The following is a 14,243-nucleotide window of genomic DNA, read 5'->3' as shown; positions in this document are numbered from 1 at the left end:
ACTTTGCATCAAAATAAAACCTAAATGCCACTAACTTTTTGCCATCCAGCAATTGTTCTTGCGCTAAAAAAGCTAAAATCGAATTGGTTTTCGATGACGGGATTAATCATTGGTTCGATGTCGCCAGATTTAGAATATTTCTCTCGAATGGAGATTGTAGCGACGCTCAGTCATTTGTTTTGGGGCGTTTTGTATTTTGACTTACCAATTGCTCTTATTTATTGTTTCGTTTTTCACTTATTTGTCCGAAATGTTTTAATTCATCATTTACCTTATTTTTTAAAAGAACGATTTGCTCAATTCCTAACTTTCGATTGGATTGATTATTTCAAAAAACATTGGTTAATTGTTGTTATTTCAATTATAATAGGAGCTTATTCGCATCTTTTTTGGGATGCTTTCACTCACGAATGGGGATATTTTGCTAAATTAATTTCAGCTTTAGAGGAAACTTGGTTTCAAATTCCTTTCAATAATTTAGAAGTAAAAGGATATAAATTTCTACAACATTTTAGCAGTTTTTAGGTGCGATTTTTATTGCTTTTTGGATGTATAAAATGCCAAAACAAATTCTTCCAAAAACTAAATTTGATTACATTTTTTGGTTAAAAGTAGTTCTATTTACAACTATTATTTCCACAATACGATTAGTTTTCTTCCCAATAGAAATTGGATTAGGCAACATCATTGTCGTTATCGGAATGAGCGTTTTTTTGAGTTTGGTTATTTTTGGGTTAATGGAGAAACTATTAATAAAAAAATAAAAGGTTATCAAATAATTGACAACCTTTTATTTTAGAAGTGATTAAAAACTCACTTTATCTTTTATATAATTTCCGTTTTGACAGAATTGTTTTAATTCATTTTCGATGAAGATTTCAATAGCTTCCGCATCTTGCTCAGGATATAGTAAATGTACATTTGCACCAGCATCTAAAGTGAAATACAAATGATTTCCTGTTTCACGACGGAACTCCCACAATTTTTCTAAAGCAGCAACTGTATTTGGTTTCATCAAAATAAATGCAGGATTCGACATCATCATCATGGCGTGCAATGTCAAAGCTTCATGTTCTACCAATTCTCCAAACGCTTTGATATCGCCAGATTTTAAAATTGGTAATAAAGCTTTTAAGTTTTCGTTTGCTTCCACAAAACGACGTTCGGCATATGGATGTCCGTTCATCAAATTGTGACCAACAGTAGAAGAAACCGATTTTTGACCTTCGTGAATCAATAAAATAGTATCATGAAAAGTTTTGAAAACATCATGAATTTCAGCATCAGGATATTTTGTTCCAAATAAATCTGAGCTTCCTTCGGTAAAGTCATTTTCTCCCCATTCAACCAAACCTTTGTAAACCGAACGACAAGCACTTCCAGAACCTAAACGCGCCAAAAAAGAAGCTTTTTTCAAGGCATCTTCTTCTGATAAATTTGCGCCCAAAATATTCTCAATTTGAACTAAACATAATGCCATTGCCGACATTCCAGAAGCTGAAGAAGCAATTCCAGAACTATGTGGAAACGAATTATGTGTGTGAACTTCAAATTTGAATTGATTCAAAAATGGAATATAAGCCGAAATTCTTTCGAAAAAAGTAATGATTTTTGGAGTAAAACTTTCTTTCAATTCACCTTCTAAATAAACTTCAACTTCGAAAGCATCCGATGTTTTTGGCGAAAATTTTAATTCAGTTTCTGTATAGCTATTGGTTAACGTATAACTAATTGAACTATTGGTTGGAATTTGATTTTTCTTTTTTCCCCAATATTTTACCAACGCAATATTTGATGGACTTTTAGCAGAAACGCTTCCTGATTTTAATTCCGAAGCAGTTGTTGAAAGTGTTGAAATGAATTGTTGTTCCATAAAACAAAAGTAAACTATTTTGTAGAATTCAGCTTTTGAAAGCGTTTATAATGATAATCAATTGCTTCTTTGATTGGAATAAATTCGTATTGAAGCAAATTTTTAACTTTAGAATTGTCGTATTTGGTATAAGTTGTCAACGAATAATAATTCGCTTTTGTCATATATTTTCCACCAAAGATTCGACTAAAAATAGATAGATTTTTAATGATTTTCAAGGTTGAATTCGAAACATTTTTGACTGAACGTTTGCTATTGATCGAAACAAGATCAAATACTTCTCGGTAACTTTTATTTTCAGAAATTACCACAAATTTTTGATTGTAAACTTGTTGATTAATTAACTCTAAAAAAATCTTCACCACATCGCGTACATCAACAAATCCTGTTCCGCCCGAAGGAGCATAATCGCTTTTTGATGAATTTTGTTGAAACAAACTTTCGCTTGCACGTTTAGTATCCAAAGTTCCGATGATTACACCAGGATTTATAATAATAACTTTAATACCTTCTTGTGAAGCACGCCAAACTTCCATTTCTGCTCTAAATTTTGAGATAGAATAAGAAGAATGCGTCAAGCCATTATTCCAACCAGAACGTTCGTCAATCATTTTAGTTGCTGGATTCAAATCATCCATCGAAGCAATAGAGCTGATGAAGAAAAATTCTTTCACGCCAGAATCAATCGCTTCATTTACCAAAGTCTCAGTTCCTAAAATATTCGTATTGAAAATTTCTTCTTCTTGACGTTCATCAAACGAAACAAAAGCTGCAGCGTGATAAATTGTTTCGATCCCGTCTAATAAATTCGGAAGTTCAGTTACATCCAACAAATCACCATCAATCCAATGAATAAATTGATAAAATTGCGAAGCATTTTGTTCCGCGAAGAAATTTTGGATGATTGCTGTGTTCGATGTTTTTCGTTTTAAGGCACGAATAGGTTGTTGCTTTTTTGCCAATTCTACCAACAAATGCGCGCCAACCAAACCTGTTCCTCCCGTTACGAAAATCATACTGAATTATAAATATTTTTTTTTCTTGAACCAAAAGTAAATAAAAATTACCACTAATAACATGACAAGTAAACAAATTGGATAGCCTAATTTGTAATTTAACTCGGGCATGAAATCGAAATTCATTCCATAAATTCCGGCGATAAAAGTTAAGGGTAAGAAAAATGCTGAAAAAACGGTAAGCGTTTGCATGATTTCGTTCGATTTCTGTCCATTTAACGAAAGATAAATTGTTAACAAACTTTGTACATCATCTACAATTTGCGAATGTAAGTGTAACATTTTTACGTTTTCTTCGTACAAATCCTGTGATGAACTTGTCTTTTTGTTATCTGCGCGATATTCTTTCAGTGCTTCAAGCGTATAATCTAATATTTTTTTGCAAGCTGTAGCTTCTCGTTTGATTTTATATAAGGTAGGAAGTTTAATTTTTCTAAAATCATCTGTAAAAATCAAATGTTCGAGTTGATTGACTTCTTCGTCCATTTGATATGCTGGTTCTTCATACGTTTTGATGGTTTCGGAAATAATACGATACAAAATTCCTTTGATAATGATTTTAGAAGGATCAGTATTAGCTAAATATTTTTTCTGAATTTTTTCAAAAATATCCGTTTCCTTTTGATGAACAGTCACAATAAAATCTGCTCCGATGTAAATACTGATTTTGTGACTAAATTCTCGAACAGTGTTTTTCAACATACGATGTTCTTTATCAAAAAAACGAATTAACAAAAACGAAACTTTTGAATCATCTGATTCATATTTAGGTAAATGCCCAGGCTCCAAACTATCTTCAATCGTTAATTTCTGAAAACAATATTTTGTAGCAATTTCATTCAACTCAATTTTTGTAGGATTTTGTAAATTAATCCATTTGAATTTTTCGTTCTCGAAAAGTGTTTGCATGTATTCCTTTTATTCAAATTTTAAATAAATATATCAAATAAGTTTTATTTTGACAGATCATTTATAATCTACTGAAAAATCATAACTTTGTATCTTGTAAAAATTAGATAAAAAATATATTAAAATACTATGAATCCATTAATTGAAGAATTGACTTGGAGAGGACTGGTTCACAATATTATGCCAGGGACAGAAGAACAACTAAATAAAGAAATGACTTCTGGTTATGTAGGTTTCGATCCTACAGCAGATTCTCTTCACGTGGGAAGTTTGGTTCCTATTTTCTTATTGGTTCATTTGCAACGTCACGGTCATCGTCCAATCGCCTTGGTTGGTGGTGCAACTGGTTTTATCGGTGATCCTACTGGTAAAGCAGCAGAGAGAAGTTTATTAGACGAAGATACATTGAATAAATATGTTGCTGGAATTAAAGCACAATTGTCTCGTTTCTTAGATTTTGATACGAATAATGGAAATTCAGCTTTATTGGTGAATAACTATGATTGGATGAAAGATTTTTCGTTCATCGATTTTGCACGTAATGTCGGAAAACACATTACTGTAAATTATATGATGGCAAAAGATTCTGTAAAATCTAGACTATCTTCTGAATCGAATGTCGGAATGTCTTTCACAGAATTTACATATCAATTGATTCAAGGATATGATTATTTACATTTGTACAAAGAATTAGGTGCAAAATTGCAAATGGGAGGTTCTGATCAATGGGGAAATATTACAACAGGAACAGAATTAATTCGTCGTACAGTACAAGGTGAAGCTTTTGCTTTTACTTGTCCATTAACAACTAAAGCGGACGGAACTAAATTTGGGAAATCGGAAGGTGGTGAAAATATTTGGTTAGATAAAAACCGTACATCTCCTTATAAATTCTACCAATTTTGGTTAAATCAAGCGGATGCTGATGCTGAACGTTACATCAAAATTTATACGTTCTTAGAAAAAGAAGCGATTGATGATTTAATCGAGCGTCATCGTCAAGAGCCACATTTACGCGAATTACAACGTAAATTAGCAACTGAAATTACAATTTTAGTTCATGGTGTTGAAGAATTACGCAAAGCAGAAAAAGCATCTCAAGTTTTATTCGGAAAATCAACTTCAGAAGATTTGAAAGAATTAGATGGAGATACATTCTTATCAGTTTTCGAAGGTGTACCTCAAGCAACAGTTGCAAAAACTGATATCGAAGCGGGATTGGATATTGTTACTGCTTTAGCAGAAAAATCAGGCTTCTTAAAATCAAATTCAGAAGCGCGTCGTGAATTAAAAGCAAACGCAATTTCTGTAAACAAAGAAAAAGTAGCGGAAGAATTTGTATTAACAACAGAAAATTTAATTGCTGATAAATATGTTTTATTACAAAAAGGTAAAAAGAATTATTTCATCTTAATTGTTGAATAATTTTTTAGATAAAACATTTCCAAAATAGAAAGCAAGCTGAATTAAGCTTGCTTTTTGTTTTGAAAACTATTTTTTTATCTCAATTCTGAAAGATAATTTTTTATGGCTTCTGAAAGATTTCCGGTTGAATTTTCTAAAACGCGTAAAAAAGCACTTCCTATAATTGCTCCATTTGCGTAATTCCAAGCTTTTTCTACATCAGCCTTTGTCGAAATCCCAAATCCAATTTGATGTGGTTTTGTTAAGCCTAGATTTTTAACATTTGACAAAAAATCTTCATTATAATTAGATTCTGTTGCACCTGTAGTTGCAGAACTAGAAACAATATAAACAAATCCAGAAGTTGCATCATTAATCTCTTTGATGCGTTTTTCTGTTGTTAAAGGTGTAATTAGAAAAGTAACTTTTTGATCGTATTTCTCAAATAATTCTTTGTGTTGTGCCAAGTAAATTTCGTACGGCATATCAGGTAATATCAACCCTGAAACTCCACTTTCTTGACAATTTTGTAAGAATTTTTCTAATCCAAATGTCATCACTTGATTGTAGTAACCCATCAAAACAATTGGTGCAGAAATTTCATTTTGAACCGATTTTAATTGCTCAAACAAAATATCTAATGTCATTCCATTTGCTAAAGCTTTTTCGCTTGTAGCCTGTATTGTTGGACCATCAGCTAAAGGATCAGAATAAGGAATGCCGACTTCGATAATGTCAACATTATTTTGATCTAATTCTTTTAAAACAATAGGGGTATCCGATAAATTCGGATACCCAGCTGTTGTGTATATTGTAACGAGGTTTTTATTTTTTTGACTAAATAATTGCTCTAATTTGTTCATTTTTATTTTGCTTGTTTTAATAAGATTGTATAGACTGGAAAGTGGTCAGAATAACCGTTTGCACGATAAGTATCGCCGCTCCACATACGGTTAGGGAATCCTTTATACGCACCTTCTGTCGCTTTCAAATAATCTTTGTTGTAAATTTCAGTTTTGAAGATTTTATACGTTGAATAATCTTTATTTTTTGTAACCAATGATGAAGTTGAGATAAATTGATCAAATAGATTCCAAGCATCACGATAAGCTAAAGTACCAATACCTTTTTTGTATAAAGGTAACATAGGATCGTAATATCCGTTATCCGAAACTTTAGCAATTTCTCCGGCCGGATCAAATGTGTTTTTAATACTTGGAGAAATAGGATCATCATTAAAATCACCCATTGCAATTACTTTTGCATTTGGATTTTTAGATTTTAACTCATCAAAAATTCCTTTCATCACCTTTGCTGCTTCCATACGAGCTGGCATCGAAACTTTTTCTCCACCACTACGAGAAGGCCAGTGATTCACTAAAAAAGTGATTTCTTCACCGTCTAATAAACCTGTAACTTGTAGAATATCACGCGTATATTTTCGTTTACCTTCAGCATCATAATTGAAAATTGGATGAGGTCTTGCATCAATTACCTTGAAACGAGATTTTTGATACAATAAACCTGTATCAACTCCACGAGCATCAAACGAATTGAAATGAACAACACCATAATCGTATTTTTTCAAAGCAGAGCTTTTTGCTAAATCTTCTAAAGTTTCTCTTGTCTCGATCTCACAAATACCTACGATTACTGGAGCAGAGCCTGTAACATCTGCGCCTAATTCGCTAATAACTTTTGAAATATTATTGACTTTTTGGAAATATTTTTCTGTATTCCATCTTTTATTTCCGTTTGGTAAAAATTCTTCTTGAAGAATTAATGGACGGATAATTTTCTTTCCTTTTATATTTTCGTACGTATAACTTTGTTTGAATTCTTCTGTTTCGTACTTCGAAATGTCAGATTCAGCAATCTGAATGTGATAATTTTTGTCATTAAAAGGTAAAGTTCCATTTACATATCCAACTGATTTTATGGTGTCAAAAAGATTCTCGACATTGTAAAACGCTACAGTTGCACTTGAATATTTGCTTTGAGCTTTAACATTTAACGTTAAGAATAAATTAAAAATTATTAATAAAGTTAAAGATTTATTAATTTTAAACATATGTTATTAATTATGAATTTACTAAATTTGTTGTCCTATTTTTTCTGATGAAGGAAATAAATAGCTAATTTATAAATAAAAATTCGTTTGAATGAACAAATTATTGTTAAGTCTTTCAGTCTTTGCAGCAACTGTCGCTATGGCGCAGGCGCAAACAAAGGTTACTGGGGTAGCAAAAAATGCTGCTACAGGTGAAGAGGTTTATAACCTCACTGTACGTTTGGACGGAGGAGCAGTAAGCGATGCTGCTATCACCGATCGTATAGGTTATTTTCAGTTTGTAGATATTCCGGATGGAACATACAAATTACAAGTTTATGGCGTGGGCTATGACCCATATGAAAAAGAAATCACTGTAGCAGGGCAAAAAGAGCTTGACTTAGGTGATATTAAATTAACATTTAATCCAAATACAGCAGAAGTTGGAATTATTACATTAACAGATGATGAATTATCTGATGATGAAAGTTCGACAGCTTCAAATTCAGGACTTTTACAATCTTCTCGCGATGTTTTTGCTCGCGTTTCTGCGTACGAATTAGGTTCGTATTGGTTTAAACCAAGAGGTTTAGATAACAAATATAATGACGTATTATTTAATGGAGTTCGTATGAACAAAATGGATAATGGTCGTGCAACTTTTAATAACTGGGGAGGTTTGAATGATGTAACTCGTCGTCCAGATGAGTTAACATATGGAATCGAACCTTCTAATTATGCTTTTGGAGATTTAGGAGGTGTCACAAATTTTGATACTCGTCCTTCAACAATGCGTAAGGGAGTAAGTTTGGCTTATTCTAGTACAAATCGTTCATACAGAAATCGTGTTATGGCAACCTATAATACAGGCTTGATGGATAATGGTTGGGCATTTATGGTTTCGGGAAGTAGACGTTGGGCTGATGAAGGTATTATAGAAGGTACTTTTTATGATGCATATGCTTACTATTTAGGTGTTGAGAAAAAGTTTAATGAAAAACATACCTTAAACTTTACAAGTTTTGGTGCTCCAACTCGTCGTTCTACAGGTTCACCTAATACGCAAGAAGTTGTTGATTTGAAAGGTATTTACTATAATTCTTATTGGGGATGGCAAGATGGTGAAAAACGTAATGAACGTGTAAAGAAAACTTTCGAGCCTATTAATATGTTGACGCATCATTGGAATATTAATAATAAATCTAAATTAACGACAACTATTTCTTATCAATTTGGAAAAGAAAGTGGATCTCGTTTAGATTGGTTTAAAGCAAATAATCCTTCACCAACATATTACCGTAATATGCCGAGTTACTTAGCTTTTAATGGGGCGTCTGCTGATGCAATCGCAGAAAGAGAGCAATTATGGAGAAGTGGTCAAATCTCTCAGTTAGATTGGGCAAGTATGTATCGTGCGAATGAAAATAGTGCGACAGGAAGAGCTGCTTATTGGTTAACTGCAGATGTTAATGAAGATAAAACGGCTACGGCTTATACTAATTTTCAAACAGAATTAACTTCAAATATAGATTTAACAATTGCAGCATCTTATCAAAATACAAAATCTAAATTGTATCGTGAGATTCAAGATTTATTAGGTGCACAATATGTATTAAATGTAGATGATTTTAATGTGACGACAAATTTACCTGTTAATCATTTTTATAATTTCAACTTATTAGATCCCGATTATGTAGCTAAGAAAGGAGATAAACAAGAGTATTACTACGAAATTAATCGTGATTATGCAGATTTATTCGCGCAGTCTAAAATTAAATCTAAATACTTAGATGTTACTATTGGGATGAAAGCTGCTTTAACTAAGTTTTACCGTGATGGAAAGTTCCAAAATGAAATGTATAAAGACAATTCTTACGGAAAGAGTAAAACATATGATTTTGTAGACTTTGGTGTGAAATCTAACTTTTTAGTAAAATTAGATGGACGTAACTTTATTCAAGCAAATGTAATGTATCAGACAGAAGCGCCTACTTCTGATGAGATTTTTCCAAATGCACGTCTTAATGATGTAACTGTTGATGGAATAGAAAGTGCTAAAATATTCTCAAGTGATTTATCTTATATTTTAAGAGCTCCACGTATCAAAGCTCGTGCGACGGCTTTTTATACTAGAACAAAAGATGAGATAGAGAAGGCTTTTGGATATATTGATGGTGTTTCGGATCAAATTTTTGTTTCTGAGGTGATGACAGGCGTTGGAAAAGAATATTTAGGAACTGAGTTGGCTGTAGAAGCGCAAGTTTTACCAGTTCTTACAGTTTCTGCCGTAGCTGCTATTGGACAATATGTATACAAAGACAATCCTGATTATAACCTATATTCTGATGAATTTGGAATTAATGGAATTCCTTACAAAAATTATGGAACTGCTTATCTGGAAAACTATAAACTTGCTTCTGGACCTCAATCAGGATTTACTTTAGGTGCTGAGTATCGTGATCCTAAATTTTGGTGGGTTGGTGTTTCTGGAAACTATTTAATGAACAATTATGCAGATCCTGCACCTTTTAGAAGAACAATTAATTTTATTACCCAAAATGGGGTTCCAATTAATGGAGTAACAGAAGAAGGATTGAAAGAAGTTTTAAAACAAGAGAAGTTTAGTGATGAGTTTATGTTGAATATCAATTTAGGAAAAACGTTCCGTATTGGTAAATATTCAGCAGGGATTTCAGGAACAGTAAACAATGTACTGAATAATAAAAACTATGTTACAGGAGGTTTTGAACAAATGCGTACAGGTAATTATAATAATGCAATTGATAAAAACTACCAACGTATGTTTGGTTCAAAAATGTTCTACGGAATGGGAACAACTTATTTCGCTAACATTTATTTCAGATTTTAATTTTATTAACAACGAACACAATTTAAAATGAATACAATATCAAAATTAACAATAGCTGGTGTTTTAAGCTTAGGTTTATTTACAGCGCAATCTTGTGTGCAAGATGATGATTATGCAACACCTCCAATTGAATGTAATTTACCAAGTCCTAATATTTCTTTGGCTGACTTAGTCTCTAAAGTAACTGCTGGATCTATAAAATTAGATGCTAATAAAGCAATAGCAGAAGATTTAATCGTACAAGCATATGTTATATCTAGTGACGAAACGGGGAATTTTTTCAAAACGATTTCTTTACAAGATAAAGTTGAGAACCCTACAACAGGTATCCAAATAGAAATTGACGGAAGTAATTTATATAATTCTTATCCATTGGGAGCGCAAGTACAAATTAATTTGAAAGGGTTAATAGTTGCGAATGATCGTGGAGTAATGAAAATAGGTTCTGTAGATCCACAATATACTGTTGGTCGTATTCCAAGTGCTGTTATGTCAACTTATATGGTTAAAACATGTGAAGCAATCCAAACGATTAAACCCAAAGTTGTTTCTTCATTAACAGATGCTTTAAAACCTGAAAATCTAAATACATTAGTAACGATAGATGGAGTTCAATTCATTGATCCTGACGGAGATAAAACGTATGGAGTTTCAGGTACTACAGTGAATAGAGTGATTGTAGATAAAAAAGGAAAAGAAACAGATTTACGTAACTCTGGCTACGCAACGTGGTATGCAGATGCTTTACCTAAAAAAAGCGGGTCTATTACAGTAGTAGTTTCTCGATACAATTCAACTTATCAAGTATTTATTCGCGATACAAAAGATGTAAAATTTGATCAAGATAGATTTACTATTTTACCAGAAGGTGTAGAAGAGGCTAAAGGAACAAAAGAGGATTTTGAATCTGCTAAGAAGAATAACTATAATGTAGCAGATCTAACTTTAGTTACAGGAACATGGACTTTTTCTGACGGAGGAGTTTTTGATCCATCTGATAGTGATTTAAAATCGTCGGGAACAAGTTCTGTTCGATTAAGAGGAACTTCTACTACAGTTGCATTCTTACAATCTAAGTTTTTTGTAACGGGGCTTAAGACTTTGAAAGTTAACTTCGGAGGGGCTACTTTTAGCGAAGGTGCTGATGCTGATAAAGAAATTAAATTAGAAGTATTAATTTCTACAGATTTTGGAGTGACTTGGAAATCGGTTGGTGAGAAAACTAGCGAAAGAGGAAAGTTAAATTTATTAGAATTCCCAATTAATGCAGCGGCTACTGATCGTGTATCGGTTAAATTGGTAAATAAATCTTTCTTGAGATCAACAGGTAATCAATTAAGAGTAAATATTGATGATATTGAATTTGTGAAATAATCATAATCATTTTATAATAATTAAGGCAACCACTTGGTTGCCTTTTTTGTTTTTATTAGGTTAATAAATTCCTAAATATTCTTCATTTTTTAACGTGATTTCACATTCTGAAATGTATAAAATTCAAATAAAAATCAACTATTAATATATATTGACTTTATTTAATTCAAAAAAAATTAACATAAAATCGATTTTAATTTTATTAAAAAAAGTTAAAAAAAGATTTATTAATCATTTAATAAGTATTTAAAAATGGATAATTGATAAAAAAAAGTAAACAATGTCTTATTTAGATAAAATGTTAATTATATATCATTTCGTTTTTTTCTCTAAAAAATAATGTTCAGATTTGTTACCCTATTTTATAAAAATAAGACTATGAGGAGAAGAATCACATCTTTGAGTTTGTTGGCTTTCTTAGGTTTAGGAACAGCTGCATTTGCTCAAGTAACAGGTGTTGTAAATGACGCAGATAATTTTCCGGAAGCGGATGTAGAAGTATCTGTAAAAGGTACGGACAAAGTTGTCTATACTGACCAAGACGGAAAATTTGACATTGATGCTAAAATTGGAGATGTTTTAGTTGTTAATGGAAAAGAATTTAGTGTTACAAGTAATGCTTTAGGTACATTAAAGTACGCTGCTGCTACAAGTTCTACGGTTGATTTAAGTGAAGTTGTTGTAAAATCTATTTTCAACGCTCCATCTAAATCAGGTGTTACAACTGTAAAAGCAAAAGATTTAGAACAGATGAATCCATCTGTATCTATCGACCAAATGATTGGTGGTAAAGTAGCAGGTTTATCTTCTCAAGCGATGAGTGGAGCTCCTGGTGCAACAGCTAATGTTACTATTCGTGGTGCAATTGGTTTGAATGGTGGTGTAAAATCTCCATTATATGTGGTTGATGGTACATATATGACAGCTGCTGATGTTAATGCTATTAATCCAGCTGATATTGAAGAAGTAAAAGTATTGAAAGATGCTTCTCAATTAGCAATTTTCGGTTCTCGTGGAGCAAATGGTGTAATCATCATGAAAACAAAATCTGCGAAAAAAGGAGAAGCAATTGTTTCTTATTCATCTCGTATTGGAGTGAATCAAATGGTTGATTTACCAAATATCAACTTGATGAATGCAGAACAATTATTAAACTACCAAAATGGTTTAAGTACTATTGGTAATTTAGGTTTGGGACAAGCTCGTACATCACAAGAGATTGCAACTTTGTCTAAAAATAATCATAAATGGTCTGATGATCTATACAAAAACGGTATTACATCATCTCACTTTATTTCGATTAGTAAAAATGATGGTGAATCATCAAATAACTTTTCTGTAGGTTATGATAAAAACGAAGGAGCTGTTAGATACTATGATGGTTTAGAGAGAATTACAGCTACATTTAATAACACAACAAAAGTAAAAGATTGGTTACGTTACGGAATCAACGTAAACGGATCTTACACAACGTTAGATTCTCCTCGTGACCGTGTAAACGCACAATCTCCATTCTATAATACATTGTTAAACCGTCCTTACGAGACTTTTTATTCAATGGACGCGAACGGAAATGTAATTTTAGATGCAGATGGAAATAAAGTTTACAATCCTAATGCGAACTACATGGGATATCCTGTTGCTGATGAAATGGAAAAAACGGATGCTCAAACAAGATATTTACGTATTTATGGAACTGGTTTCGTTGAAGCAGATCTTGCTAAAAATGTAACTGCTCGTACAACTTTAGGTGCTACTTATAACCGTACACAATACGAAAATTTCTTAAAACCATCTTCAGTTTTATCTCAATTATTAGGGGACGGAGGTTCTAAAACGGATAGAAGTACAGACCGTTTTGATTACAACTGGCGTAATGAGGTTTCTTACGAAAATACTTTTGGAGGTAAACATCATTTACGTGTAACAGCGGCATCAGAATATATCAACCAAAGTTTATATTCGATGACAATGTACGGAATTGGTTTTCCTAATGATTATTTACAAACACAAGGTTTAGCAACGTTAATTGAACAAGATTCTAAATCAGAAAGATGGAGAGTTTCTAAATTTGGTTATTTAGGAGCAGCTTCTTATGATTTTGCTAATAAATATTTCGTGGATGCTTATGTTCGCCGTGATGGTACTTCATTAGCAGGTTTAGATAACAAATATGGAACTTTCTGGGGTGTTGCTTTAGGATGGAACATTGCGAAAGAAGGTTTTTTACGTGATGTAAAAGCTGTTAATAACTTAACGCTTAAAGCATCTTATGGTGAAGTAGGAGATGACTCGGCAATTTCACGTTACGCAAATTTAACTCTTTTACAATTAGATAAAACTTATAACGGTCAAGCATCTGCATTCCCTGATGGTAATTTATCAAATAGAAATACTACTTGGGAAACAAATAAGAAATTCAATGTAGGTTTAGATTTTGGATTCTTTGGGAATCGTTTAACAGGATCGATGGCTTACTTTAATGAATTGAGATCAGACTTTATTTTTAATCAACAATTAGCTCCAGAAGCTGGTGGGTTTACTACAATAGTAAATGCAGGTGAAATCAAAACTGAAGGATTTGAATTAGAATTAAACTATGATGTAATCCGTTCTAAAAACTTTGATTTATCTGTTTACGGAAATGTAACAAATCTAAAATATAAAATTAATGAATTAGCAGATGGCAATAATTCTTTAATTATGTCTGATTCATACGAAAGTATGATTCATGTTGAAGGAGGTAAA

Annotated in this window: 10 protein-coding genes; 5 read left to right on the top strand and 5 right to left on the bottom strand. The window is 32.2% G+C overall.

What is annotated here, in order from left to right; genetic code table 11:
- Positions 1-24: 24 nt before the first annotated feature.
- Positions 25-525, top strand: coding sequence for a DUF4184 family protein (locus N5E64_RS08730; protein ID WP_280037100.1), 501 nt, complete (start codon positions 25-27; stop codon positions 523-525).
- A gap of 280 nt (positions 526-805) precedes the next feature.
- On the opposite strand, the gene N5E64_RS08725 is transcribed toward N5E64_RS08730, so the two are convergent.
- From N5E64_RS08725 to N5E64_RS08715, 3 genes are read right to left on the bottom strand one after another with little or no spacing between them, the layout of a single operon-like run.
- Positions 806-1,873, bottom strand: a complete 1,068-nt coding sequence (locus N5E64_RS08725) for a diphosphomevalonate decarboxylase (RefSeq protein WP_280037099.1) — start codon at positions 1,871-1,873, stop codon at positions 806-808.
- Between the two features lie 14 nt (positions 1,874-1,887).
- The gene (locus tag N5E64_RS08720; protein WP_280037098.1) at positions 1,888-2,889 is read right to left on the bottom strand and encodes an NAD-dependent epimerase/dehydratase family protein; all 1,002 of its coding nucleotides are present in this window, start codon (positions 2,887-2,889) and stop codon (positions 1,888-1,890) included.
- A gap of 6 nt (positions 2,890-2,895) precedes the next feature.
- Complete coding sequence (locus tag N5E64_RS08715) at positions 2,896-3,798, bottom strand: CorA family divalent cation transporter (RefSeq protein ID WP_280037097.1); 903 nt, start codon at positions 3,796-3,798, stop codon at positions 2,896-2,898.
- Between the two features lie 129 nt (positions 3,799-3,927).
- On the opposite strand from N5E64_RS08715, the gene tyrS reads away from it, so the two are divergent.
- A complete protein-coding gene (gene tyrS / locus N5E64_RS08710; protein WP_280037096.1) occupies positions 3,928-5,223 on the top strand; it encodes a tyrosine--tRNA ligase in 1,296 nt (431 codons plus the stop codon).
- A gap of 74 nt (positions 5,224-5,297) precedes the next feature.
- Here the strand turns inward: tyrS and trpA are convergent, their stop codons facing one another.
- Entirely contained in the window at positions 5,298-6,065 is a 768-nt protein-coding gene (trpA, locus tag N5E64_RS08705) for a tryptophan synthase subunit alpha (protein ID WP_280037094.1), read from the bottom strand.
- 2 nt (positions 6,066-6,067) lie between these two features.
- Complete coding sequence (locus N5E64_RS08700; RefSeq protein ID WP_038337145.1) at positions 6,068-7,273, bottom strand: endonuclease; 1,206 nt, start codon at positions 7,271-7,273, stop codon at positions 6,068-6,070.
- 91 nt (positions 7,274-7,364) lie between these two features.
- On the opposite strand from N5E64_RS08700, the gene N5E64_RS08695 reads away from it, so the two are divergent.
- The 3 genes from N5E64_RS08695 to N5E64_RS08685 form a co-directional block, all read left to right on the top strand.
- Positions 7,365-10,121, top strand: coding sequence for a carboxypeptidase regulatory-like domain-containing protein (locus tag N5E64_RS08695; protein ID WP_125350015.1), 2,757 nt, complete (start codon positions 7,365-7,367; stop codon positions 10,119-10,121).
- 27 nt (positions 10,122-10,148) lie between these two features.
- A complete protein-coding gene (locus N5E64_RS08690) occupies positions 10,149-11,495 on the top strand; it encodes a DUF5689 domain-containing protein (protein WP_280037090.1) in 1,347 nt (448 codons plus the stop codon).
- 378 nt (positions 11,496-11,873) lie between these two features.
- The coding region (locus N5E64_RS08685) for a SusC/RagA family TonB-linked outer membrane protein (protein WP_280037089.1) at positions 11,874-14,243 on the top strand (2,370 nt) is incomplete at its 3' end.

The organism is Empedobacter sp. GD03739, assembly GCF_029843245.1.
Taxonomy (GTDB): domain Bacteria; phylum Bacteroidota; class Bacteroidia; order Flavobacteriales; family Weeksellaceae; genus Empedobacter; species Empedobacter falsenii_B.
The sequence above is the reverse complement of the archived record's forward strand: the minus strand, read 5'-3'. Positions and strand labels throughout refer to the sequence as shown.